This is a genomic window from Nocardiopsis moroccensis, from assembly GCF_055763695.1.
This window is the reverse complement of record NZ_CP199747.1, coordinates 4200255-4224804: the sequence shown is the minus strand read 5'-3', so window position 1 is coordinate 4224804 and position 24550 is coordinate 4200255. Positions and strand designations below refer to the sequence as shown.

Genomic DNA, 24550 nt, shown 5'->3' with positions numbered 1-24550 from the left:
CTGTGCCAAGGGCGTCGGTAGCAGCGGCGACGCCTACGCGAGCTGCAGCGGGAGCTTGGGGGGGAGTGGCGTCTGCGCGCGGACTGCCCCTTCCAGCCCGACCGCTACTCGAGCTGGCAGAACGGCGACGGAAACGTCACCGTGAGCTGCACGGTCGGGGACGCGCGCGAAGCGCGCATCGAGATGCGCTAACCATTATCGGTGCCGCTCCGAACGATCCCCATCGTCTTCGCTGAATACATCCTTGAGGCTGGGAGTCGCGGAGGCGAAAATACATAAGGTACCGTGCAGCGGCGGCTGTGTGCGGTGGCGATACACCATTGCACACAAACCGCCGCTGTACGGCTCCAAAAAATCGGGCGGTGACGGTGGCCACTGAAGAACAGGTACACATCGAGAACACGACGCTACCATTTGCAAATGGACGGGGTGGTCCAGGAGTACGGCGTGGGCGAGGCCCGGGTTGTAGCCGTCCGGGAAGCATCGTTGCGGATCGAACGTGGAGAGGTGGTCGTGCTCTGCGGGCAGAGCGGCGCCGGAAAATCCAGCCTCCTACAGATCGCCGGATGCCTGGCCGAACCGACCCGGGGAACGGTGCGAGTCGACGGCGACGATGTCATCGGCATCGGCGCGAAACGCCGTGCTGACCTACGGCGCCGCCGCATCGGCTACGTCTTCCAGGAGTACAACCTGTTGAGCGTGCTCACAGCGCAGGAGAACGTCGCGCTCCCGCTGGAGTTGGAGGGCGCGCGTGAAGCACGGAGCCGCGCCCTGACCGCGCTGGAGGAACTGGGGGTCGACCGTCTGGCCGACCGATACCCGGGGGAGATGTCCGGTGGTCAACGTCAGCGTGTGGCGATCGCCCGCGCGTTGATCGGCCCTCGCCGGTTGGTCATCGCCGACGAGCCGACCGGTGCGCTGGATTCGGCGGCGTCCCAGGCGGTCCGGGAGGCACTGGTTGCTCGGGCGCGTGAACACGGTGCGGGTGTGTTGGTGGGCACCCATGACCAGGAGTGGTTGGCGCTGGCCGATCGGGTGCTGGTGATACGCGACGGCGCTCTCGGCCCGGCCCGGGGGGACATGCTGTGAACAGGCCGCTCAGTCTGGTCCTGGCTTGGCGCATGCTCAAACAGGACGGCAAACGTGCCCTGCTGGGGGCGGGGCTGCTCGGCTTGCCGGTGGCCGTCGCCGTGTTGGTGCAGATCCTCTACAGCACCGCCGTACCTACTCCTGAGGAGGAACGGACAGCGGCCATGGGCGCCGCCCAAGCGCGCGTGCACGCCGAGACGGACGAAGCCTCCCTCGCACGGCTGAGTCAAGCCCTCCCCGAGGGAGCGAGAGTCGTTGCGGTCTCCAACTCCGTGCTCCCTGTGGCGACCGGGCACGGTTCGGTTCCCACCTCGGTAGTCCTGACGGATGCGGCCGACCCGCTGACCCGTGGTCTGCTGGAGGTCGTCGAAGGTCGCGCCCCCGAACGCGGCGGTGAGGTACTGGCCAGCCGACACCTCACCGAAGCTACGGGGGCGGGGGTCGGCGATCGCCTGACCGTGGGCGAGGACAGCACTGTCACCGTCACGGGGCTGGCGGTCGATCCCACCGACTACGAGCGTGATTTCCTCGTCGCCCTCCCCCAGGGCGGGGTGTCGGCCGCCTGGGACGAGAACACCGGGCCATGGGTGATCGGGGGACTGCCCCCGGAGATGCGTGAACCGGAGCTGGTGGAGCTGCTCGGTCCACTCGGCTTCACCGTGGACCCACGCACTCCTGGCCCCACACCGGACGCACCACCGTCGGCCGAGGACACCACGGGTGACGATGACCGCGCGGTGCTGTTGTTCACCGCCCTGGGCCTGGGCGAGGTCGGACTGTTGGCGGCGGCCGTGTTCACGCTCTCCGCCCAGCGCCGCCGACGGGACATGGCACTGCTCTCGGCGGCCGGAGCCCGCCCCTCCCGGTTGCGCCGGGTCCTGATGACGCACGGTGTGCTGGTGGCGGCGACCGGGGCCCTGGCCGGAACGGCCCTGGGTATCGCGGCCGCGCTGATCGGACAACCGTTGGGAGAGCAGATCACGGGCATGTCCTGGGGGACGCCGGTGATCCGTCCGGATCAGCTCGTGTGGATCGTCCTCCTGGCCTTGGCGGCGGGTCTGGTCGCCGCGTGGCTTCCGGCGAGGTCGGCGGCACGCCGGGGCCCCGCCGTTGCGCTGCGGGACACTCCCCACGCCGTGATCCGTCGGCGCCGCGCGTGGTCGTGGCCGACCCTGGCAGCGGTGGGCCTGGTCATCCTCGTCGGCGGCACAGCAGTGGGGACCGTTCCGCTCGCTGGGGTGGGGGCCATCGCCTACGCACTCGGGTTGCTCGGCTCCTGCGGCTTGTTGTTGCACGCTTTGTCGGCGGTCGCCGCACACCTTCCGGTGCGGACACGGGTGGCGCTACGAGGCCCTGCCCGCAGCCGGTCGCGGTCGCTGCCCCTGGCGGTGGCGATCTGCGCGGTCACGGCCGCGGCCTCGGTGGCCGGAGTGCTCATCCACAGCGCCGACCAGTACAACGCACGTACCTACGTGCCCGAACTCCTCGAAGGGCAGGCCATGGTGAGCGGTCCCCTGCCCTCCGACGACGCCGCGCTGAGTCCACTCACCCAGGCACTGGGTGGAGCGGAGGTCGTCCGGATCCCGTACGCCGCGGCGACCACGCATGACGGTCCGGTGCGCCTCGTCCTGGACAACGCCGCGTGGCGGTGCTCGACCTCCACCGACGGGGGCAGCGCCCCACAGGAGTGCGCACAGGATCTGCCCGCGGGCCTCATACCCATCCAGCCCATCGCGGTGGGGGGCGAGAATCTGGTCTTGGCCCTGTTCCCTGAACAGGGCCAACGGGAACAGGCCCTCCGTGCGCTCCGGGACGGACGGGTCGTCCTGACGGACGATGCACTCCAGCACAGCTCCGGGCAGGCCCTCCTGCGTCCGGGGACCGGTCCCTCGGAGCAAGCCGTGCGGCTGGACGCAGAACTCGTGATCCCCGAGGGGGTCCAGACGCGACTGCCTCACGCCCTGATATCGCAGCAGTCCCTGGTCGAACACGGCCTCGTGGCCGGTCCGGTGCGTGAGGCCCTGCTGGTGACGGAGACGACGCCCACGTCCGGGCAGGTCGACGCAGCGCACGCTGCGGCCAACCGTCACCTGGGGGGTCACGCCAACCTCTACGTCGAACGCGGCTACGACGGAACGGAGATCTCCTACGTCCTGTGGCTGTTCACCGGGTTGGCCGCCGTCACGGCTGTGGGGACCGCGGCCATCGCGGGGGCACTCTCGGCTGCGGAGAACGCCCGTGACGACGAGGCCATGGTGGCGGTGGGCGCGCGGCCCCGGTTCGTGCGCCTCATGGTCGCAGCACGCTTGCTGGCCCTGGCCGTTCCGGCAGCTCTCCTGGGCCTGGTCGGCGGCAGTGTGGCGATGGCCGCGGCCCTGCAGGCGTGGGGCGACTGGCCACCTGCGATTCCCTGGGGGCCACTGGCCGCCATGGTGGCCGTCACCACCGTCGCCGCCTGGCTCACCGGCTACCGGACGACACGGCGATCCGCTGGGGCCGTATGAGGGACGTGTAAATCCCATGCCGCCATGGCAGCGGGCACGCCGAGCCGCTGGAGCAGCGACGGGACCCGCCCCTTCTCCGGGCACGACGGAGAACGGGCCGTGCCGACGGCCCGCAGGGTCGGGTAGGGAAGTCGGGGACAGGGGTCCCGGGGGTGGAGCGGCCACCGCCCGGGACACGGGAGTCGGAACTCGAAGGAGGACCGGAACGGGGAATCCGGAGGGGGGACCTCCCGTGCCCGGGCTATTCGACCTCGACGGTGACCGGCTCGAACTTGTAGCCCAGACCGCGCACCGTGACGATGTACCTCGGGTTGCCCGGGTCCTCCTCGATCTTCGCGCGCAGCCGCTTGACGTGCACGTCGAGGGTCTTGGTGTCACCGACGTAGTCGGCGCCCCACACCCGGTCGATGAGCTGCATCCGGGTGAGCACCCGCCCGGCGTTGCGCAGGAGCACCTCCAGCAGCTCGAACTCCTTCAGCGGAAGCTGTACGTTGTCGCCCCGCACCGTCACCACGTGCCGCTCCACGTCCATCCGGACGGGGCCGGCCTCCAGCGCGGCGGGCAGCACGACCTCGTCCTCGCCCCGGCGGCGCAGCACCGCGCGGATACGCGCCACGAGCTCGCGTGAGGAGAACGGCTTGGTCACGTAGTCGTCGGCGCCCAGCTCCAGACCGACGACCTTGTCGATCTCGGAGTCCTTGGCGGTCAGCATGATGACGGGGACGTTGGACTTCTGCCGCAGGGTCCGGCACACCTCGGTGCCCGACAGCCCCGGCAGCATCAGGTCCAGCAGCACCAGGTCGGCGCCGGTCCGGTCGAAGGTCTCCAGAGCGACGGTGCCGGTGGGGGCCACCGCGACCTCGAAGCCCTCCTTGCGCAGCATGTAAGACAGGGCGTCGCTGTAGGACTCTTCGTCCTCTACTACGAGTACGCGCGTCACTGTGCCGTCTCCTGGTGGTTGTCGTTCCGGGACGCGTCGAGCTCCCGGCTCTCGGGTCTGGGCAGACGCAGTGTGAACGTCGACCCCGACCCCTCCTTGCTCCACACGGTCACTTCTCCACGGTGGTGGGTCATGATGTGCTTGACGATGGCCAGGCCGAGACCGGTACCACCGGTGGCCCGGCTCCGAGCGGCGTCCACACGGTAGAACCGCTCGAAGATCCTCTCCAGGTCCTGCTGCGGGATGCCGATCCCCTGGTCCGCGACACTGATGTCCACGGTGGACCGGGAGACCTCCACGGACACCGCGACCCGCGTTTTCTTCGGACTGTAGGCCACGGCGTTGGCGATGAGGTTGCGCAGGGCGGTGCCGAGCATCGCCTCGTCGCCCAGGACCCTGACCCCCTCGGCCCCGCTGCCGACCAGCTCGATCCCCTTCGCGTCGGCGGGCATGCGCACCGTGTCGATCGCCTCCTCGACGACCGAGCCGAGATCCACCGGGGCGGGTTCGGCGATGGGTTCGGCGCCCTGGATGCGGGAGAGCGTGATGAGGTCCTGGATGACGGCGGTGAGCCGGGAGGCCTCGGTCTGCATGCGCTCGGTGAACCGGCGCACCGCTTCGGGGTCGTCACTGGCGTCCTGTACGGTCTCCGCCAACAGGGACAGCGCCCCCACCGGGGTCTTGAGCTCGTGGGAGATGTTGGCCACGAAGTCCCGGCGGACCGCCTCCACCCGGCGGTGTTCGGTCTGGTCCTCGGCCAGCACCAGCACCAGGCCGGTGCCGCCCAGCGGGGCGACCCGTACGGCGAAGGAGGTGGCGTCGGGTCCGAACTTGCGTACGGCCACCTCGATGTCGGTCTCCCGGATCACCCCGTCGCGCCGGACCTTGCGGGCCAGGGTGAGGAGTTCGCCGATGACGAGTTCCTCGCCCCGGACGATGCCGAAGGCCCGGGCGGCGGAGGAGGCGCGCAGCACCCTGTCACCGGAGTCCAGGACCACGGCGGAGGAGGGAAGCGCGGACAGGACCTCGGCGATCCCGGGTGGGAGCGTGCTGCCGTCGTGGCGCTGTGACGGCGGCTCCTCGCGCGCCCGGGTACGGAAGAGAGGGCTGGCGGCGACGACGCCGATGGCGACGCCCGCGACGAGCCCGATGATGCCGACAACAGCGGCGAGAAGTTCCCCTTGCACGATTCGATCGTAAACGTGCGGACTGGGGCTTTACCCGGTCAGGGCATGCGACACAACCGAGGTTCTTCCATCGTTCACCGAACCTTGGCCGATTCTTCAAACACAGACTGGGAGCATTGACGACATGCGCGATACCTACCATGAGGACCTCGACAGCCTGAGCGAACGCCTCGTCGAGATGACCAGGCTCGCCAGGCACGCCGTCGCGCGTGCCACCACGGCCCTGCTGGACAGTGACCTGAACGCGGCGCAGGAGGTGATCTCGGGCGACGAGGCGATCAACCAGCTCGACCAGGAGATCGAGGACACCGCCTTCAGCCTGATGGCCCGGCAGCAGCCGGTCGCCTCCGACCTGCGGACCATCATCACCTCGCTGTACATGCGCGGCGATCTGGAGCGGATGGGCGACCACGCCGTCCACCTGGCCAAGATCGCCAGGCGCCGCCACCCGGACTCGGCGATCCCCAAGCCGGTCCGCTCCATCGTCCTGGAGATGGGCCACCAGGCGGAGCTGCTGGTCACCAAGGCGGGTGAGGTGATCACCGAACGGGACGCCGACACCGCCCTGGAGTTGGACAAGGACGACGACCGGATGGACCGGCTGCGGCGCAAGCTGCTCCAGCGCATCCTCGCCCCGGGGTGGGAGTACGGGGTGGAGGCCACCATGGACGTCACCCTGGTCGGCCGGTTCTACGAGCGTTTCGGTGACCACGCGGTGCACGTCGCGGACAACCTGGTCTACATGGTCACCGGGGAGAAGAGCGAGGACTACGAGCCCGAGGCCTGACCGGGAACGGCGGTCCGAGCGGCCTCGGGGCGCGGGAGGGTCACGGCCGGGTCAACCCGATCCGAAATTGTGACCTATATCGCTGCGAGCTCTCGCGGAGGGTGTTCGGGCGGGTGCGAACCCTACCCTCCAAGCGCCCTCCGTGGGAACGCGCTTCGGCTGGCCAGCAGGGGTGGAGGCCTCTCCCGGTCCACTCCGGCCGGTTGTCCGACACTCCTCGGGTACACTTTGTCAAGCCCTAAAAAGTGTGGTCTGACCTGCGTGTTCGCAAACCTAATAGGTACGTTAAGTCATGGATTCATGGTATCCTTGTGGTAGCGGAAGGGGTACCTGTCACATGGCTTTCAAGGTCGGCGACACTGTTGTCTACCCCCATCATGGGGCTGCTCGTATTGAAGCGATCGAGACTCGCACCATTAAGGGCGAGGACAGAACCTACCTCGTTCTGAGGGTTGACAAGGGCGATCTGACGGTGCGCGTGCCGGCTGCGAACGCCGAGGATGTCGGCGTTCGTGACGTGGTGGGGCAGGAAGGCCTGGACAAGGTCTTCGAGGTGCTGCGCGCACCTCACACCGAAGAGCCCACCAACTGGTCCAGGCGCTACAAGGCGAACCTGGAGAAGTTGGCCTCCGGCGACGTGAACAAGGTCGCCGAGGTGGTCCGGGACCTGTGGCGTCGGGACAAGGAGCGCGGCCTGTCCGCGGGCGAGAAGAGGATGCTGGCCAAGGCCCGGCAGATTCTCGTCAGCGAACTCGCACTCGCGGAAAAGACCAACGAGGACAAGGCGGAAGCCCTCCTCGACGAGGTTCTGACGAACTGATAGTCGCGGAATCACGTAATTCATGACGAAAATGCCTCGGGTGGGCGTCGGAACCGACGTCCACCCGTTTTCTCCTGGACGAACACTTTTTCTCGCCGGTTTGGAATGGCCGGGAGAAGATGGTGTGAGCGGCCATTCCGATGGTGACGTCGCCGCCCACGCGGCGTGCGACGCGTTGCTGTCCGCCTGCGGGCTCGGCGACCTCGGATCCAACTTCGGCACCTCCGACCCGCGGTGGAAGGGCGCCTCGGGCACCGCACTCCTCGCCGAGACCGTCGCGCGGGTGCACGGGGCCGGTTTCGAGATCGGCAACGTGGCCGTCCAGATCATCAGCAACCGACCCAAGTTCGCCCCCAGGCGCGACGAGGCGGAGAAGACCCTCTCCGCGGTCGTGGGCGCGCCGGTGAGCATCTCGGCGACCACCACCGACGGTCTGGGCCTCACCGGTCGCGGTGAGGGCATCGCGGCCGTGGCCACGGCCCTGTGCGCGCCGCGGGACTGACACACGCACACCCGGGCGGCCGGGCACCGGAAGGATCGGTGCCCGGCCGCCCGCGTGCGTCCTGAGGCGTCCATCCACCCCGCCCACGGGTCGTCCACGGGCTCGGGGACGGGCCCGGCGGACCCCGGGCCGTGCACGCGGCGCCGGTTCCGGGGGATCCTTCGGGCCGGCACCCGCCCGGCCCCTGCTCCCGTCCGGGGTCAGTGTTCGTCCGGCGGCAGGGGCTCGCTGCGTACCCGGCGGGAGGGCGGGCCGGAGGCGAAATCCGACAGGGGCGGGCGCTTCGGTTTGAGGACCATCGGACGCTTCTCCACCGGCTGCCTCGGCTCGGGCCGGGCCGGTGCGGTCGGCTCCGCCACTGGTTCGTGTTCCGGCTCCGTGGACGCCGCGCGCCCGGCCGCCTGCTCCGGTTCCGGGGCGGGTTCGGGTTCGAGGTCCTGGGCGGGCAGTTGTTCGGGTTCGGGCAGCGGCTCCGGCTCGGGGGCCGCGGCACCGGGCGGCACCGTGTCGAAGCGGAATGCGGCGCGCACGTCGGGTCCGGTGTCGTGGTCCAGGGCCGGGGTCCCCTCCACGGAGGGCTCGGACGCCCTCTTGGCCGGGGAAACGGGATCGACGGGGTCGTCGTCCTCGGGCGGGGTCCACACCGGTGGCACGTAGTCGGCCAGGGGCGAGGGAGCGCCGTCGTCGGACGGGGGCTCCCACAGAGGTTCGGTCTCCGGATCGGCCTCCGGCGCGACCCAGCTCCCGGACGGTTCGGATTCCGGTTCGGATTCCGCTACAGGATCCGCCTCGGGTGCGGCTTCGGCCCCGGCGCTGGTTTCGGGCCAGGTCTGCCGCGAGACAGCCTCCTCCGAAACAGCGTCCCCGGGATCTGCCGACACGGGTGTGGGCGCCGGTTCGGTGTCCACGGGGGGTTCCGCGGCAGAAGGGTCGGGGGCCGGCGCCTCGGCCTCGTCCGTGCTGGGGTCGGCGACCGGGGAATCGTGCTCGAAGCCCTCGTCGGCCGGGTGTTCGGGGTCCGCGACGAACGGTTCGGTCCCCGGGTCCGCAGCGGAGCCGGCCCCGAGCCCGGGGCCGAGGGTGGAGGTCTCCTCCGGGGCGGGGGCCGCCGCCCCGGGTACCACCGGAGGCTCCTCGGCCGCGCGCTTGATCGGGTTGCCGCCGTCGCGGGACCGGCGGGGGAGAGGGAGGACGGGCACCGAGGGCTCGTCCGGCTCCTCCGGGTCCCCGGTCCGCTCGACGCGGCCCACGGAGCCGGCCTCGGCGCAGGTCCGGTCCCGAGCCTGTTCACTCTCGGCCCGTTCACGGCCCTCCGCGGCCTCGCGGTCCGCCCGTTCGCGCGTCTCGCGTTCCTCGCGCTCCCGCTCGGCCTGTTCGAGGTCCTCGCCTTCGCGGTTTTCCCCCTCCTCCTGCCCGGCGCGGTCCCGGCGCAGCGTGGAGGTACGGGCGGGCAGGGGCGGGGCCGTCCCGGCGGAGTCGGTCCCCCCTGCGGCGCGCGCCCCGTTCTCCTCCGCCTCCTCCGTCGGCAGGCCGGGGTCGGCGGGATCGTCCTCGTCGGAGCCCAACCGCAGCAGGCGGGTCTGGAGCGTCTCCGCGTCGCGCTCGTCCCGGGCCGTCTCCTCCGGGTCCGGCCAGTCCGTTCGGGCGCCGGTGCGGTCGCGCAGCACGGTGGTGCGGTCGTCGGAGGGCTTCGGGCGGGGGCGCGCGGTGGTGCCGCGCCTGCGGATGTGCGCCCGTACGGCCATCCACAGCAGGAAGGCCACCAACAGCGCGGCCAGCGGAGCGACCGCCACCACGACCTCGACGATCCCCCGATGGTCGGCCGCGATGCCGTCCACCAGGCCCCTGCTGTACAGCACCATCGGCACGGCCGCGGCGAGGACGAGCAGGGGGATGAGGACGAGGTCCACCCACAGGCGGTCGCCGGGCGGGGCCGACCGCAGCACGTAGCTCACCCAGAAGGCCATCAGGACCAGCAGGGTGAAGGTCACCGGGAAGACGTGCGCGAGGAGGGAGCCCCCGCCGTGCACGACCCGGGCGAACTGGTAGATGCCGTGGTAGGCGAGGACGAGAGCGCACAGGGCGATGACACTGACGAACACGGCGCCACCGACGAGAGCACCGGCTCCCGCGCCGCGACCCGCGGTCCGACCGTTACGCGTCCCTGTCTCGGGGGCTTTGTTGAAAGGGGCCATCGTCATCGCAGCGTAGTCGAGCCGGTGCCGCTAACACGAGATTCCGACCGATTCCGGCTGCTTCCCGACGCCGACAGATCAGGGCGTTATGTAGTGTCCTGTCGCAATTGGCAGAGGGTGTCGGCTGGTCCCCCGCCGAAGCCGCCCCGTAATTCCGGGTCATCTCACATGCGTACTCGCCTAATACGGCTCACCCCATATGAGTTCTCCGGACTGTCCTCAGTGCCTCCGGCCACGGCGGGGGGACGCGTCGGAGGGATAACGGTGTTGGCGGTGCCTGCTGGTTTGTGATGCTCCGGTGAGGGGAAAGCGGATAGTCTTGACAACGTGAGTCTGCGCTTCTATGACACCAGTGCCCGACAGGTCCGCGACTTCACCCCGCTGCGTGAGGGGTGCGCGTCCCTGTACCTGTGTGGTGCCACCGTGCAGGCACCACCCCACATCGGCCACATCAGGTCCGGGGTCAACTTCGACATCCTGCGCCGTTGGCTGACCCACCTCGGCTACGAGGTCACCTTCTGCCGCAACGTCACCGACATCGACGACAAGATCATCAGGGTCGCCGCCGACGAGGACGTCCCGTGGTGGCAGGTGAGCGAGCGCAACCAGCGCGCCTTCAGCTGGGCCTACGACGTCCTGGGCTGCCTGCCGCCCACCGTCGAGCCGCGCGCCACCGGCCACGTGCCGGAGATGGTCGAACTGATGCGGCGGCTGATCGACGCCGGGCACGCCTACGCGGCCGACGACGGTTCCGGTGACGTCTACTTCGACGTGCGCTCGCACCCCGCCTACGGCGAACTCTCCAACCAGCGCCTGGACCAGGTCGTGGAGTCCGCCGACTCCGACCCGGACCGGGACAAGCGTGACCCCCGGGACTTCGCCCTGTGGAAGGGCGCCAAACCGGGCGAGCCCAGCTGGGACACCCCCTGGGGCCGCGGCCGCCCCGGCTGGCACCTGGAGTGCTCCGCCATGGCCACCAAGTACCTGGGCCCGAGCTTCGACATCCACGGCGGCGGGCTCGACCTGGTCTTCCCGCACCACGAGAACGAGCAGGCGCAGTCACGCGCCGCGGGTGACGGCTTCGCCCAGTACTGGCTGCACAACGGCATGCTGAAGGTCGGCGGCGAGAAGATGGCCAAGTCGCTCGGCAACTCGATGCGGATCCCGGAGATGGTCCGCAAGGTCCGCCCGGTGGAACTGCGCTACTACCTCGGCCAGGCCCACTACCGCTCCACCATCGACTACTCCGAGGCCGCCCTGCAGGAGGCCGCGACCGCCTACCAGCGCATCGAGGGCTTCCTCACCCGGGCCGTCGAGGTGCTGGGCGCCGTCACCCCGGCCGCCGACGTCCCCGCCGAGTTCACCGAGGCGCTCAACGACGACCTCGGGGTCTCCCAGGGGCTCGCCGTGGTCCACGGCCACGTCCGGGAGGGCAACACCGCCCTGGGGGCCGGGGAGAAGGAGCGGACCCAGGAACTCGCGTCGGAACTGCGCACCATGCTCGGCGTGCTCGGCCTCGACCCGCTCAGCGAGCAGTGGGCCTCCGGCGGCGACCAGGGCCTCGCCGAGGTCGTGGACGCCCTCGTGGCCGTCGCCCTCGAACAGCGCCAGGCCGCGCGCGGCCGCAAGGACTACGCCGCCGCCGACGCCATCCGCGACCAGCTCGCGGAGGCCGGGGTGGTGGTGGAGGACACGCCGCAGGGCCCGCGCTGGGACCTGCGCCGCAGCTGAGAGCCCGGGTACGGCCCCGGCCCGAGGCCTCACCCGGCGCCGGAGGGCCCGACCGGCCGGGCCCCGCCGCCGCGGACGACGCGTGTGGTAGCGCGTCGGCACTAGGCTGGGAGTTTGCCGCCGCCCATCGGCGTCGCGGCTACCCCATCGGCCGGAAGAGCGCTTCCGGCATGCTCGCAACACGTATCGGGAGGCGGCGACCATGCCGGCGAAGAAGAGCAAGAAGGGCCCGACCAAGGGCAGCGGCGGCAAGAACCGCCGTTCCCTGGAGCCCAAGAGCGGCACCCTGCCCGCGGAACAGCGGCACTGGTACGACGGCAAGCAGCGGTCCAAGACCGCCAAGCAGCAGCGCGCCAAAACCGGAGGCCCGGACGCAGGTTCGGACAGCCCCCGCAAGGAGCGCTCGCCCAACCGCCCCGACAACTCCGACCTGCTGATCGGGCGCAACCCGGTCGTCGAGGCGCTGCGCGCGGGCATGCCCGCGATCCGCCTGTTCCTGGCCAACAGCCTCGACCCCGACGACCGCGTCAACGAGGCCGCCAAGCTGGCCGGCTCCCAGGGCGTGGACGTCGTCGAGGTGAACCGCACCGACCTGGACCGCCGCTGCGAGAGCAACGGCCTGCCCGGCGCCACCCACCAGGGCATCGTGCTCCAGGTCCGCCCGTACCAGTACTGGGCGGCCGAGGGCCTGCTCGACAAGGCGCTGGCCTCGGACACCCCGCCGCTGATCGTCGCCCTGGACGGGGTCACCGACCCGCACAACCTGGGCGCCATCGCGCGTTCGGCCGCCGCCTTCGGCGCGCACGGCCTGCTCATCCCGGAGCGGCGCGCCGCCAGCGTGACCATGTCCTCGTGGAAGACCTCCGCCGGGACCCTGGCCAAGCTGCCCGTCGCCCAGGCCACCAACCTGACCCGCACCCTGGAGGCCTACAAGAAGGCCGGGCTGTTCGTCGCCGGACTGGACGCCGGCGGCGACACCCAGCTGCCCGACCTCGAACTGGCCACTGGTCCGCTGGTGGTGGTCGTGGGCTCCGAGGGCAAGGGCCTGTCCCGTCTGGTCCGTGAGTCCTGCGACGTGGTCGCCAGCATCCCGATCAGCGGCGCCGAGTCCCTGAACGCCTCCGTCGCCGCGGGGGTCTCCCTCTACGAGGTCGCCCGCCGCCGCGGGGCCCGGGCCGAGTAACCGCCCCCGGGGCTCCGACGGGACGGTTTCGGTCGGTCCTGCGGGGCGACCGGGGCTGACGCGGCGCCGAGGGCGTTTGTGAGGCCGGTGCCGGTCTGGCAGATTCGGGACTATGCGCGTAGAGATGCTGGGGTCCTTCGGGGTTCGGGACGGTCAGGGGCGGCCGCTGGCCGTGCCCGGGGGGCGTGTGGTGTCCCTGCTGGCCCGACTGGCCCTGTCCCCGGGACAGGTGGTGCCCACCGGGGCGCTGCTGGAGGACCTGTGGGACGGGGCCCCGCCGGACGGCGGCCACAGCACCGTCCAGCGGCTGGCCTCCAGGGCCCGGTCCCACCTGCGCGACCAGGGCGTCACCGACCTCGGTCCGGTGGCGGCGCCGGGCGGGTACATGCTCGACGTCCCGTCCGAAAAGGTCGACTCGCACGTCTTCGAACAGCTGGTCGCCCGGGGCGGGGCCCTGCTGCGCGGCCACGACCCCCACGGGGCGGCCGAGACGCTGCGCCGTGCCCTGGAGCTGTGGCGCGACGAACCCCTGGTGGACGTGCGCGGGCGCTTTGCCGAAACCGAGCGCCAACGGCTGGCCGAACTGCGCCTGAGCGCCACCGAGGACCTGATCGAGAGCGGGATCCGTGCCGGGGACAAGGGCGATCCGGTGCCGGAGCTGCGGGCCATGTGCGACGCCCATCCGCTGCGCGAACGCTGCCACGGCCTGCTGGTGCTGGCCCTGCAGCGGAGCGGCCGCGACGGCGAGGCCCTGGCCGCCTACGAGCGCCTGCGCACCACGCTGGCCGAGGAGCTGGGGACGGAGCCCGCGCCATGGCTCCGTGAACTCCACACGAACATCCTGCGCGCGGTGGCGCCGCCCCGGCACGGCTGGTCCAACCCCTACCTCACCCGGTTCTTCGGGCGTGAGCGGGAGCTCGAATCGATCGGCGCCCTGCTCGGGCGCACCCGGCTGGTGACCCTCTTCGGCCCCGGCGGCGTGGGCAAGACCCGCACCGCGGCCGAGTTCGCCTCCCGCGACGAGGGCGGCGACCGCCCGGTCCACTTCGTGGAGCTGGCGGTGGTCCGCGACAAAAACGGCATCGTCGACGCGCTGGCCGACGCGGTCGGCGTCGGCGGCGGTTCGCTCGCGGTCGGCCAGGACCCGGGGCCCAGCCGCCTGTCCCAGGTGCTCTCCGCGTTCTCCGGCAGCCGGGCCCTGTTGGTCCTGGACAACTGCGAGCACCTGGTGGACGACGTCGCCGCGGTGCTCGTGGGCCTGCTCGCGCACTGCCCGCAGCTGCGGGTGCTCGCCACCAGCCGCGAACCCCTCGCGGTCAACGGGGAGGCGCTGATCTCCCTGGACCCGCTCGGGCTCCCCGAGGGGGACCCCCGGCGGTCCACCGCCGTGGCCATGTTCGTCGAACTGGCCTCCCTGACCAGCCCGGGCCTGGTCTTCGACGACGAGGCGATGGGGACGGTGGCGCAGATCTGCCGACGCATCGACGGGCTGCCGCTGGCCATCGAACTGGCCGCGGCGCGGACCCGGGCGATGTCCCTCCAGGAGATCTCCCGTCACCTGGAGGAGCGTTTCACGCTGCTGTCCACCACCCGCAGGCCGGTCGCGAACCGGCACCGCACCCTGCGCGCCGTGCTGGAGTGGAGCTGGAACCTGCTGACCGACGAGGAGCGCACCGTCGCGTGCCGGATGTCGGTGCTCCCCGGCGGTGTGACGGAGTCCGCGGCCGCCGCGGTCTGCTCGGGCAGCGGTGTCACCCCGGAGGACGTGCCGTTCCTGCTCGCGGGCCTGAGCGACAGGTCGCTGCTGCGCACCGCCGGCTCCCCGCAGGGCCGGACCCGCTACCGCTTCCTCGAAACGACCCAGGCGTACGCGCGCGAACGGCTGCTGGAGTCCGGGGAGTCGGAGAACGCGTGGGCCGGCGCCATCGCCCACCACATGGACCTGGTCGAGGACGCCGCCCGGGAACTGCTCGGGCGCGGACAGGCCGAGGCGCTGCGCTCCCTGGACGAGGAGTACGACAATGTCATGGCGGTGCTCCGGTACGTCTCGGAGCGGGGGGACATGGCGGTGGCCGCCCGCCTGACCCGCGGCCTGAGCTGGTACTGGGTGCTCCGCGGCAGGTATGAGGACGCCTCCCGGTGGACGGGGGAGGTCGCCGACCGGGAGGAGGAGCTCCCCGGGGACACCCGGGACGTGCTCCGGGCGCTGCGGGCCATGCTCCCGGCCCAGGAGGACGCGGGGCGGGACGACACGGGGCAGACCGACGCCGTGCGGCTCGCGACCGACACCGAAGCGCTCTCCGCCTACCCGCCGTTGGCCGTGATCGGTCTCAGGTGCGCGCTGGCCGCCGGGGACTGGGAGCTGGTCGGCTCGGTCATCGACGCCACCCGGGAACACCACCACCCCTGGGTGCGCGCGGCCGGGCTCTCCTACCGGGCGCTGTGGGCGGAGGCCCGGGGGGACTCGGAGAGGGCCGAGGCCGCCACGGAGGAGGCCGCCGGGGCCTTCCGTGCGGTGGGGGACCGGTGGATGACCGCCCAGCTCCTCAGGGCCCTGGCCGAGTACCAGTCGCTCCGGGGCGAGGGGGACCACGCGGTCCGCGGGCTGCGGGAAGCCCTGGAACTGACCGGCTCGGTGGGGGAGAGCGCGAGCCTGGCCGTGACCGTGCTGATCAGCCTCGGTACGGAACAGATGCGCGCCGGCCTCCTCGAGGACGCCGACACCACCTTCGCCCGGGTGCTCGGCGCCGAGCCGGCTCCCATCGTCGAACACCGGATCCAGTGCCTGGCGCGGATGAGCGATCTGGCCCTCGCTCGGGAGCTGACGGGGCAGGCGCGGAGACTGACCTCCGAGGCGCGCGCCCTGCTGGACGACGCCCGCCAGGACACCGCCTACCTGCGAGCCGAGGTGCTGCAGCGCGAGGCCGCGGTCGCTCTGGCCGAGGACGACCCGGAACGGGCCCGGGAGGCGGCCTCGGCCGCGCTGGAACTGGCGGTGGAGCTGGGGATGAACTCCTACTCGGCCTCCGTTCTCGAACTCGTGGCCGGCCTGGAGTCGGCCGGGGGCGACGCGCGTGCCGCGGCCCGTGCGCTGGGCGCGGCCGCGCACACCCGCGGGCGCAGGGACCAGGGCAGCCCCCGGGTCCGCGCTCTGCTGTCGCACCTGGAGAAGGAGCTGGGACGCGAGGAACTCGAGGCGCTCATGGCGGAGGCGGAGCGGGAGCCGCACGGTTTCCGGTGACCGTGCGGCCTACTTCCTGAGGTAGGCCAGGACCGCCTGGACGCGCCGGTGGCCGTGGCCCGGACCGGACAGGCCGAGCTTGCCGAAGATCGCCCCGATGTGCTTGCTCACCGCGGGCGTGGACAGGCCCAGCAGGGCGCAGATGCCCGCGTTGTCGTGGCCCTGGGCCATGAGGTCGAGCACCTGGTGTTCGCGGTCGGTCAGGGAGCTGAGGGGATCGCTGGCCGGGCGCCCGCCGATGAGCTGGTCCACCACCTCCGGGTCCAGGGCGACACCGCCCCGGGCCACCCGGGTCAGCGCCTCCACGAAGTCGCTCACGTCCCCGACCCGGTCCTTGAGCAGGTAGCCGACCCCGTTGGTGCCGCTGCCGAGGAGCTCGCCCGCGTACTCGTCGTCCACGTGCGCCGACAGGACCAGCACCGGCATGTTCGGGACCCGCCGCCGTATCTCGGCGGCGGCGCGCAGCCCCTCGTCGGAGAAGCTCGGCGGCAGGCGTACGTCGATCACGGCGGTGTCGGGCCGGTGCCGATCGAACAGTTCGAGGAAGGTCTCCGCGTCCTGTGCGGCGCCCACCATCTCGAAGCCCTCCACCTCCAGCAGCAGGGACAGGCCCCGGCGCAGGAGGGCGTCGTCCTCGGCGATCAGTACACGCATGGGAATCTCGCTTCCACTGTGGTGGGTCCGTCGGTCGGGCTGGAGATGCTCAGCTCCCCCTCCAGGGAGGCGACCCGTCGGCGCAGACCGGCCAACCCGGTCCCGGCGTGCTCGTCCGCTCCGCCGCGGCCGTCGTCGGTGACGCGGACGAGGACGGAGCCCTCGGTGCGGGTGAGGACCACCGAGGCATGGGAGCCGTGGGAGTGTTTGTGGACGTTGGTGAGCGCCTCGGCCACCACGAAGTACGCGGCGGTCTCGACGGCGACGGGGGCGCGGCCGAACCCGGCCGCGTCCACGGAGCAGGGCAGGGGGCAGCGGGCGGCCAGGGAGGAGACGGCCGAGGCCAGCCCCCGGTCGGCCAGCAACGGCGGGTAGATGCTCCGGACGACGTGGCGGAGTTCGCGCAGGGCCTCGTCGGCGGCGTCCTTCGCGGTCTCCAGCAGGTCCCGTGCCCGTTCGGGGTTCTCGGCCAGTACCCGTTCGAGGAGCCCCAGGTGCACGCGCATGGCGACCAGACGGTTCTGGGTGCCGTCGTGCAGGTCTCGTTCGATGCGCAGCAGTTCGGTCCGGTGGACCTCCAACGCGTCGTCGCGCGAGGCCGTGATCTGCGTGATCCGGGTGAGTAGCCCGCTGTCACCCCTGGTGAGGGTGCGGTGCGCCAGCCGGGCGTGCCAGAGCGCGAGCCGGGGGACCAGGGTCAGGTACAGGGTGAGGTAGACGAGGCCGACGAGCGGGGTGGCCGCGGCCGCCAACCAGGAGTCGACCCGGTACAGGCCCGGGTTGACCGCGTACTCGGCGGGGAGCAGCCACCACCACAGCGGACAGGTGAAGGAGACGACGGCCCCGACACCGAGGACCATCGTCACACAGCCGACCACGGGCCCGGTCACCGAGTTCACCAGGGCCCAGCGCATGGCCGCGAGAAAGGCGGGGCCCTGCTCCCCCCTGCCCTGCGCGCCCGGTTTTTCGTGGCCCTGTGCCCAGAGGTGGGAAACTGCGTATTCGCTGTCCCTGGCCGCGGTCCGGACGAGGCTCGTGCCGACCCATCGGCGCAGTGGATAACCGATGATGAGGGCAGTTGTGGCCTGGGCGAGAAGAAGGAGTACGAGAAGGACCCAGGCGTTCAGGCAGGAGTGGAAAGCGCGGACGACGTACAGGGTTTCCGCAATCGTCCGCCGCCGTACCTCGTGCAGGCGCGCCACTCTGACCGGGGGGATTGCTCTGGTTGCGGAGGGTGTTGTGCTGCTGGTGCGGCTCTTGGTCCTCAACATCTCCCCCTGCCGTCTCCACCTTTCCAGAAAAGGAACGAATCCCTGGAGGGTGTTTTTTGTTTCGTCTTCTGGTGTACGATTCAGGAAAGTCCAACAGGGGGTTTTAATGTCGCCGGTGCATGGGTCGGACGTCGCCGCTGAAAATGGTGGGGAAGTTATTTCAGAGGCGACTGCCAGCCTTCCGCTTCGAATGGACAGAGTGTATCGGAGATACGATTCCGCAGGGAGGTCGGTCACTGCCCTTGCGGATATTTCCCTATCCGTTGCCAAGGGGAGTTTCGTCGTGCTAATGGGCCCTTCGGGTTCGGGTAAGAGCACCTTTCTGCACTGCGCCTCCGGCATGGACCGGCCCACCGGGGGCGAGGTCCGGCTGGGCGGCGTCGCCCTGTCGGGGCTGTCCGAGAACGAGCTCACCCGGCTGCGCCGCGAGCGGGTCGGCTTCGTCTTCCAGGCCTACAACCTGCTGCCCTCGCTCGACGTGCAGGACAACGTCACCATGCCGCTGCGCCTGGCCGGAACACCGCTCGACCGGGACTGGGCCGACCGGGTCCTGGAACGGGTCGGCATCGCGGACCGGCTCGGACACCGGCCCGCGGAGCTCTCCGGCGGCCAGCAGCAGCGCGTGGCCATCGCCCGCGCGCTCATCCACCGTCCGGACCTGGTCCTGGCCGACGAGCCCACCGGCGCACTGGACTCCGACACCGGCGGACGCGTCCTGCAACTGCTCCGCGACAGCGTCGACGAACTCGACCAGACGGTCCTCATGGTCACCCACGACCCGGTCGCCGCCTCCTACGCGGACACCGCCCTGTTCCTCGCGGACGGCCGGATCGTCGACTCCCTGGCCCGGCCGACCGCCCCGGCCGTGGCCGAGCGGATGAGCCGCCTGAGGAGGGGGTGAGGGTGCTCTCCGTCGCAGCCAGGACCCTGCGCGCCCGCAAGGGCGCCTTCGCCGGGACGTTCCTCGCCCTGGCGTGCGCCTCGGCCCTGCTCACCGCCTCCGGAGTGCTGGTCGAGTCTGGACTGCGCGCCTCGGTGGAGCCCTACCGTTACGCCGGGGCCGACGCGGTGCTCGGAGGCGAAACGGAGGCGGACTTCGGGGGACGCCACCGCACCACCAGCGCCGCTCTGTCCGAACCCGTCGGCCTGCCTGCGGGGGCGGTCGGGGAGGCGGCGGCTCTTCCCGGAGTGCGCACCGCGGTGGGCGACCACCGGCTCGCCCTCGACGCCGTGCCCTCCGAACCGGACGAGGACGTGACACCGGTGACCGGGCACGGGTGGGACACCGCCCCGCTGGGCCCCTTCACGCTGGTGGAGGGGGAGGCACCCGGGGGCGCCGGAGAGGTGGTCGTCGACGCGCCGCTCGCCGAGGCCCTCCGGGTCGGGGTCGGTGGCCGGGTCGAACTGGTCGAAGGCGACGGGACCCGGGTCTACGAGGTGAGCGGGGTCGCCCGGCACGGGGACGGCGCCCGGGCGCGGGAGCAGGTGCTGTTCCTGCACACCGGCGAGGCGGCCCGGCTCGCCCCGGACCCGGACTCCTTCCACGCGGTCGGTGTGGTGGCCGCCGAAGGCGCCGACACCGACCGGCTCGCGGACGACCTGGCCGCCGCCGTACCCGACGCGACCGTGTACGACGACGGGGCCGCCAACCGCGCCGAGTTCGCCGACGTCGGTCAGGGGCGCTCGCTCCTGCTGATGGTGGCCCTCGCCTTCGGCGGCCTGGCCGTGCTCATCGCCCTGTTCGTGGTCACCACGACCCTCGCCCTGTCCACCAACCAGAGGTTCCGTGAGTTCGCCGTGCTCAGGGCGATCGGTGCGACCCCCCGACAGGTCGCCCGGATGGTGTGTGCCGAGGCGCTGCTGCTCTCCCTGGCCGCCGGCGTGGTGGGCTGTGTCCCCGGCGCACTGGTCGCCGAGGCCCTGAGGTCGTACTTCGCCCGCCTGGGCGCGGTTCCGGCGGACCTGCCGCTGGCCCTGGGGCCGTTGCCGTTCCTGATCGCCGTGCTGTCGGTCGTGCTCACCGCCGTCGCCGGAACCACCGCCGTGGCCGCGGGCGCGGCGCGTACCCCGCCGGTGGAGGCACTGCGCGAGGTGCGCGCGCCGACACCGCCCGAGCTCCCCGCGTGGCGCCGGAGCCTGGGCCTGCTCTGCCTGGTCCTGGGTGTGAGCGCCGCGATGACCCCGCTCGGCATGCGGACCGAGGCCGGTTCGGCCGGTACGGGCGGGGCCGCCCTCGTCCTGGTGCTGGGCATCGCCCTGCTCGGCCCGGCACTGACGCGACCGATCCTCGGTGCGGCCGGGCGCCTGCTGCGGAGGTCGCCGATCAGCGGGTTCCTCGCGGCGGCGGCCGTCACGGCCGATCCCCGCCGGTTCGCGACCCTGCTCACCCCTCTGGTGCTCTCGGTCGGTTTCACCCTGACCATGGTCACCACCCAGACCGTCCTCGCCGCCGGCGCCGAACGGCAGGTCGAGCAGGGCATGGGCGCGGACGCGGTACTGCGCGCCACCGGGGTCTCCGGGATCGCCCCGGAGACGGCCGCGCGGGTCCGGGCCCTGCCGGAGGCGGGATCCGTGTCGGTCCTGCGGGAGACCTCCGTGATCGTACGGACCAACCTGTTCGGGGACACCGAACCGATGGAGCTCAGGGCGCAGGGTGTGGCCGCCGGTGCCGCCGGGACGCTCCTGGACCCCGGCGCCGGCGAGGGGGACCTGGCCGACCTGGCCCCCGGGACCGTCGCCTTGGAGCGCTCCAGCGCGAACCTGGCCGGGGCGCGGGTCGGCGACGAACTCGAGGTGGTGCTCGGGGACGGGACACCGACCACCGTCCGGCTGGTCGCCGAGTACGAGCGGGGGCTGGGCTTCGGCCAGGCACTGTTCCACGAGGAGGACCTGGCGGGGCACAGCGGCCCCCCGCGGCGCCTGCTGGTGGGCGCCGCCGAGGGGCACGGCCGGGGGCAGCTGGACGAGGCCCTGGCCGCGGTGGTCGCCGACCGCCCCGGCCTGGAAACGGAGGGGACCGACGGCGTCGCCGGGGACAGCCGGCCCGAGGCGCGTGTGGCCGCCTGGATCAACTTCGCCGGGCTCGGCGTCATCCTCGCCTACGTCGCCATCGGTGTGCTGAACTCCCTGGTCATGGCCACCTCGGGGCGATCCCGGGAGTTCGCTCTCCTGAGGTTGATCGGCACGGAGCGCCGCGTGGTGGTGCGGATGGTCCTCCTGGAGGCCGCCGTACTGGTGGCCGTGGCCGTGCTGCTCGGCACCCTCGTCGCCCTGGTCCCCCTCTCCTTGCTCAGCGTCGCCTTCCTCGGCACGCCGTTCCCGCCCGGGCTGGGAGGCCCGTACGCGGTGGTGGCGGGTGCGACCGCGCTCGTCGGCGTGGTGGCGGTCCTGGTCCCCACCCTGGTCGCACTGCGCGCCCACCCCGCCGAAGCGGTGGGTGTCCGCGACTGACGGAGTGTCAGTGCAGCTCGCAGCGTTTTCCGTCGGTCCGCGGACACCGCGGCGGTCACTGCCCGGACCAACCGGTCACGGGTGTCCGCGAACTGACCGGGCACTGACCGCGCGCTCTGTGAGAGTTCCTCCGTACAGAAGGAGGAACACCCATGAACACCTGTATCCAGGCAGAGGGCCTGGTCAAGCGGTACGGGGCGAACACGGCCCTGGACGGGGTCTCGCTCGGTATCCCCCGAGGAAGCATCCAAGGCGTGCTGGGACCGAACGGCGCGGGCAAGACGACCACGGTACGCATCCTCGCGACGCTGCTGCGGCCGGACGAGGGGACCGTCTTCGTCGACGGCCACGACGCGCTGCGCGACCCCGTCTCCGTGCGCGGGATCATCGGGCTGACCGGTCAGTACGCCTCCGTCGACGAGGAACTCACCGGGATGGAGAACCTCGAACTGGTCGGGCGCCTGCTGGACCTTTCCGGACGTCAGGCCCGGGTCCGCGCCCGCGAGCTCGTGGAGCGCTTCGAGCTGGTCGACGCCGGTGACCGCCCGGTCAAGACCTACTCCGGTGGTATGCGGCGCCGTATCGACCTCGCCGCGAGCCTGGTCGGCCGCCCCCGCGTGCTCTACCTGGACGAGCCGACCACCGGGCTGGACCCGCACAGCCGCAACCGCCTGTGGAGCATCGTCCACGGCCTCTCCGACGAGGGCACCACGATCCTGCTCACCACGCAGTACCTGGAGGAGGCGGACCAGCTCGCCGACCGGGTGACGGTCATCGACCAGGGGCGCGTGGTCGCGGAGGGCGCGCCCAAGGAACTCAAGCAGCGCGTGGGCTCCCAGACCCTGCACGTACGCCCGGTGGACCCGGCCGACGTGCGGCGCACCGAGGAGATCCTCACGGAACTGCTGAGCGGGGTGCGCCCCAGCGTCGACGGCGAGCGCGGGCTCCTCAGCGCCCCCGTGGAGGACCCGGTCCTGCTTTCCGCACTGGTGCGGAGGCTGGACGACGCCGCGATCAGCACCGACGAGCTCGGCCTGGGCCTGCCCAGCCTCGACGACGTCTTCCTCACCCTGACCGGCCAGAAGGCCGGCAAGGCAGAGCCGACCGCCGCAGAGAAGGGAAGCAGCACATGAGCGCCACGGCCACCGTCGACGCGCGCCCGTCCGTGGAGCCGAGCCCCCGGATCCGGATCGGCCCCGCCACCGCGGCCAGGCACGGGATGATCCTCGCCAGCCGCAACATCCGCTACCTGGTCCGTACGCCGTCGTCCCTCATCGACACCGTCATCCAACCCATCCTCTTCCTGGTGGTCTTCGTCTTCCTGTTCGGCGGGGCCATCGCGGGGGACTGGCAGGCCTACCTCCAGACACTCGTCCCCGGCCTGATGGTGCAGATCACCATGTACGCCAGCATCGGGACGGGCATGGCCCTGAACACCGACATCTCCAAAGGCGTCTTCGACCGCTTCCGGAGCCTGCCGATCGCCCGCTCCGCACCGCTGGTCGGCGCGGTGCTCGGCGACGTGCTCCGCTACGTGGTCGCGCTGACCGTCCTGTTGCTCCTGGCCTTCGCACTCGGCTTCCGGATCCAGACCGACCCGCTGTCGGCACTGCTCGCCTGCGCGCTGGTCGTGGTCTTCGGCCTGACCCTGTGCTGGATGTCGGTGATCATCGGCATGGTCGCCACCGGGCCCCAGGCGGTGCCCGGCATCGCGATGGCGGTCATCCTGCCCCTGACCTTCGGCAGCAACATCTTCGCCGCACCCGAGACCATGCCCCGCTGGCTGGAAGTCTGGGTCGGGATCAACCCGGTCACCTACTTCGTCGACGCCGTCCGCGGGCTGATGCTCGGCGGTCCCACGGTCATGCCGATCCTCATCAGCCTGGGTGCCGTGGCGGGCATCCAGATCGTTCTCATGCCGCTGGCCCTGCGGGCCTACCTGCGCCGCGTGCGCTGATCCGGCCGCCGAACCGGTCGGTCGAGGAGAAAGGAACGGAGCGTTGTCGAGGATTCACCTCTCCATGGAAGACATCGGTCGGACCCGTGTACACGGTGAGACCCCCATGCTGGTCGAAGCCGCCCTGGCGGCCGGCCCCCTGCGCGGTGACGGTGGCCGGGGCGGGGAGAACTGGGTGCGCCGTGCGCGGGCCGCCCTGTCGTCCGTGCCCGTGGTGCGCTCGGACCTGGAGAAAGTGGAACGCCTCGCCCCGGTGGTCCTGCCCGCGCTGTTGGAAGCCGCCGGCCCCGGTGCAGACGCGTCCCCCGGGCCGGTCGGCGAGGAGGCCCGCTGGGCACTCTCCGTGCTCGGCCGCCTGCACCGCTCCGTCCTGGCACCCGCTGGGGCGGTGCTGCGCGGCCAGCACTCCACCGCCGGGAGCCGGATCGGCCGGACGATGAACCTCTCGGGTGTTCTCGCGGGCCTGGAGTCCGTGGGCGCCCGCGTCCACAACGAGGGCGGGCTCGTGCTCACCGTGGACGACGGCGAGGACCGGACGATACGCCCGGAGGGGAAGGGCATGGTGCTGATGCCCTCGGTCTTCCTCGACGATGCTCCGAGGGCGGTGCACTGGACCGTCCCGCGCGCGGACGGCGACTCCGTCCGCACGGTCCTGCTGTTCCCCGCGCGCGAACCCGGAGAACACCTCGACACACTGCTCTTCGGCACCACCCCGGGGGCGACGTCCCTGGGGCGGCTGCTGGGAAAGACCCGGTCAGCGATCCTGGCCCAACTGGTGGCCCCCTTCTCCACCGGGGAGTTGGCCGCCGCCCTCTACGTCTCCCCGACAGTGATCAGCGAGCACACGGCGATCCTTCGGGAGGCGGGTCTGATCACCACGGCCAGGGAGGGGAACCGTACCCGGCACCTGGCCACCGATTTCGGGCTGGCCCTCCTGGGATGCGGCATCCACGCAGCCAGGACGGCCCCGCCCCGCGCGTCCTCCCGCGCGCGGGAGAGGCGGTGGGTGGCCGAAAAGGTCTGACCGCCCCTCAGCGGA

At 71.6% G+C, this 24550-nt stretch carries 18 protein-coding genes; 13 read left to right on the top strand and 5 right to left on the bottom strand.

All coding sequences use genetic code 11. The annotated features are described in order from the left end of the window. Nucleotides 1-420 precede the first annotated feature (420 nt). Both ACUKCB_RS18670 and ACUKCB_RS18665 read left to right on the top strand, forming a co-directional pair. Nucleotides 421-1089: an ABC transporter ATP-binding protein gene (locus tag ACUKCB_RS18670; RefSeq protein WP_473036890.1), complete on the top strand. Its 669-nt coding sequence runs from the start codon at nt 421-423 to the stop codon at nt 1087-1089. After that, on the top strand, nt 1086-3593 hold the full coding sequence (locus ACUKCB_RS18665) for an FtsX-like permease family protein (protein ID WP_473036889.1): 2508 nt from the start codon (nt 1086-1088) through the stop codon (nt 3591-3593). Before ACUKCB_RS18670 ends, ACUKCB_RS18665 begins: the two co-directional genes overlap by 4 nt. Nucleotides 3594-3834: 241 nt before the next feature. Here ACUKCB_RS18665 and ACUKCB_RS18660 read toward each other — a convergent pair whose 3' ends face one another. Further along, nucleotides 3835-4533 carry a response regulator transcription factor gene (locus tag ACUKCB_RS18660; RefSeq protein WP_017581312.1) on the bottom strand — a complete coding sequence of 233 codons (699 nt, stop codon included), beginning with the start codon at nt 4531-4533 and terminating at the stop codon, nt 3835-3837. After that, a complete protein-coding gene (locus ACUKCB_RS18655) occupies nt 4530-5720 on the bottom strand; it encodes a sensor histidine kinase (protein ID WP_473036888.1) in 1191 nt (396 codons plus the stop codon). The genes ACUKCB_RS18660 and ACUKCB_RS18655 overlap by 4 nt, the downstream gene beginning before the upstream one ends. A gap of 124 nt (nt 5721-5844) precedes the next feature. Here ACUKCB_RS18655 and phoU point away from each other — a divergent pair, with 124 nt between their 5' ends. The 3 genes from phoU to ispF all read left to right on the top strand — a co-directional run bounded on the left by phoU (nt 5845) and on the right by ispF (nt 7829). After that, complete coding sequence (gene phoU / locus ACUKCB_RS18650; protein ID WP_191276163.1) at nt 5845-6507, top strand: phosphate signaling complex protein PhoU; 663 nt, start codon at nt 5845-5847, stop codon at nt 6505-6507. Nucleotides 6508-6844: 337 nt separating this feature from the next. Continuing rightward, complete coding sequence (locus ACUKCB_RS18645) at nt 6845-7327, top strand: CarD family transcriptional regulator (protein ID WP_026129182.1); 483 nt, start codon at nt 6845-6847, stop codon at nt 7325-7327. A gap of 31 nt (nt 7328-7358) precedes the next feature. Continuing rightward, the gene (ispF, locus tag ACUKCB_RS18640) at nt 7359-7829 is read left to right on the top strand and encodes a 2-C-methyl-D-erythritol 2,4-cyclodiphosphate synthase (protein WP_473041066.1); all 471 of its coding nucleotides are present in this window, start codon (nt 7359-7361) and stop codon (nt 7827-7829) included. A gap of 200 nt (nt 7830-8029) precedes the next feature. On the opposite strand, the gene ACUKCB_RS18635 is transcribed toward ispF, so the two are convergent. Further along, nucleotides 8030-9931, bottom strand: a complete 1902-nt coding sequence (locus tag ACUKCB_RS18635; protein WP_473036887.1) for a DUF2637 domain-containing protein — start codon at nt 9929-9931, stop codon at nt 8030-8032. A gap of 420 nt (nt 9932-10351) precedes the next feature. Here ACUKCB_RS18635 and cysS point away from each other — a divergent pair, with 420 nt between their 5' ends. The 3 genes from cysS (at nt 10352) to ACUKCB_RS18620 (ending at nt 16179) form a co-directional block, all read left to right on the top strand. Continuing rightward, a complete protein-coding gene (cysS, locus tag ACUKCB_RS18630; protein WP_473036886.1) occupies nt 10352-11755 on the top strand; it encodes a cysteine--tRNA ligase in 1404 nt (467 codons plus the stop codon). 202 nt (nt 11756-11957) lie between these two features. Further along, complete coding sequence (gene rlmB, locus ACUKCB_RS18625; RefSeq protein ID WP_473036885.1) at nt 11958-12938, top strand: 23S rRNA (guanosine(2251)-2'-O)-methyltransferase RlmB; 981 nt, start codon at nt 11958-11960, stop codon at nt 12936-12938. A 112-nt stretch (nt 12939-13050) separates the two neighbouring features. Continuing rightward, nucleotides 13051-16179, top strand: a complete 3129-nt coding sequence (locus ACUKCB_RS18620; RefSeq protein ID WP_473036884.1) for a BTAD domain-containing putative transcriptional regulator — start codon at nt 13051-13053, stop codon at nt 16177-16179. Nucleotides 16180-16188: 9 nt separating this feature from the next. Here ACUKCB_RS18620 and ACUKCB_RS18615 read toward each other — a convergent pair whose 3' ends face one another. Together ACUKCB_RS18615 and ACUKCB_RS18610 are read right to left on the bottom strand one after the other, a co-directional pair. Further along, nucleotides 16189-16833 carry a response regulator transcription factor gene (locus ACUKCB_RS18615; RefSeq protein WP_473036883.1) on the bottom strand — a complete coding sequence of 215 codons (645 nt, stop codon included), beginning with the start codon at nt 16831-16833 and terminating at the stop codon, nt 16189-16191. Next, nucleotides 16821-18101 carry a sensor histidine kinase gene (locus ACUKCB_RS18610; RefSeq protein ID WP_473036882.1) on the bottom strand — a complete coding sequence of 427 codons (1281 nt, stop codon included), beginning with the start codon at nt 18099-18101 and terminating at the stop codon, nt 16821-16823. The genes ACUKCB_RS18615 and ACUKCB_RS18610 overlap by 13 nt, the downstream gene beginning before the upstream one ends. 109 nt (nt 18102-18210) lie before the next feature. On the opposite strand from ACUKCB_RS18610, the gene ACUKCB_RS18605 reads away from it, so the two are divergent. From ACUKCB_RS18605 to ACUKCB_RS18585, 5 genes are all read left to right on the top strand, one after another. Continuing rightward, complete coding sequence (locus tag ACUKCB_RS18605) at nt 18211-19005, top strand: ABC transporter ATP-binding protein (RefSeq protein ID WP_473036881.1); 795 nt, start codon at nt 18211-18213, stop codon at nt 19003-19005. A gap of 2 nt (nt 19006-19007) precedes the next feature. Then, on the top strand, nt 19008-21554 hold the full coding sequence (locus tag ACUKCB_RS18600; RefSeq protein ID WP_473036880.1) for an ABC transporter permease: 2547 nt from the start codon (nt 19008-19010) through the stop codon (nt 21552-21554). 152 nt (nt 21555-21706) lie between these two features. Next, on the top strand, nt 21707-22687 hold the full coding sequence (locus ACUKCB_RS18595) for an ATP-binding cassette domain-containing protein (protein ID WP_473036879.1): 981 nt from the start codon (nt 21707-21709) through the stop codon (nt 22685-22687). Further along, complete coding sequence (locus tag ACUKCB_RS18590) at nt 22684-23511, top strand: ABC transporter permease (RefSeq protein ID WP_473036878.1); 828 nt, start codon at nt 22684-22686, stop codon at nt 23509-23511. Before ACUKCB_RS18595 ends, ACUKCB_RS18590 begins: the two co-directional genes overlap by 4 nt. 64 nt (nt 23512-23575) lie before the next feature. Further along, nucleotides 23576-24535 (top strand): ArsR/SmtB family transcription factor, encoded by a 960-nt coding sequence (locus tag ACUKCB_RS18585; RefSeq protein ID WP_473036877.1) that lies wholly within the window; start codon nt 23576-23578, stop codon nt 24533-24535. The last annotated feature ends 15 nt before the right edge of the window (nt 24536-24550 follow it).

Excerpts from the sequence above, each read along its gene's own strand:
- phoU (WP_191276163.1), top strand. The coding sequence starts at position 5,845 with ATGCGCGATACCTACCATGAGGACCTCGACAGCCTGAGCGAACGCCTC.
- ACUKCB_RS18595 (WP_473036879.1), top strand. The coding sequence starts at position 21,707 with ATGAACACCTGTATCCAGGCAGAGGGCCTGGTCAAGCGGTACGGGGCG.
- ACUKCB_RS18620 (WP_473036884.1), top strand. The coding sequence starts at position 13,051 with ATGCGCGTAGAGATGCTGGGGTCCTTCGGGGTTCGGGACGGTCAGGGG.
- ACUKCB_RS18645 (WP_026129182.1), top strand. The coding sequence starts at position 6,845 with ATGGCTTTCAAGGTCGGCGACACTGTTGTCTACCCCCATCATGGGGCT.
- ACUKCB_RS18605 (WP_473036881.1), top strand. The coding sequence starts at position 18,211 with ATGTCGCCGGTGCATGGGTCGGACGTCGCCGCTGAAAATGGTGGGGAA.
- ACUKCB_RS18670 (WP_473036890.1), top strand. The coding sequence starts at position 421 with ATGGACGGGGTGGTCCAGGAGTACGGCGTGGGCGAGGCCCGGGTTGTA.
- ispF (WP_473041066.1), top strand. The coding sequence starts at position 7,359 with ATGCCTCGGGTGGGCGTCGGAACCGACGTCCACCCGTTTTCTCCTGGA.
- ACUKCB_RS18585 (WP_473036877.1), top strand. The coding sequence starts at position 23,576 with ATGGAAGACATCGGTCGGACCCGTGTACACGGTGAGACCCCCATGCTG.
- rlmB (WP_473036885.1), top strand. The coding sequence starts at position 11,958 with ATGCCGGCGAAGAAGAGCAAGAAGGGCCCGACCAAGGGCAGCGGCGGC.
- ACUKCB_RS18615 (WP_473036883.1), bottom strand. The coding sequence starts at position 16,833 with ATGCGTGTACTGATCGCCGAGGACGACGCCCTCCTGCGCCGGGGCCTG.
- ACUKCB_RS18590 (WP_473036878.1), top strand. The coding sequence starts at position 22,684 with ATGAGCGCCACGGCCACCGTCGACGCGCGCCCGTCCGTGGAGCCGAGC.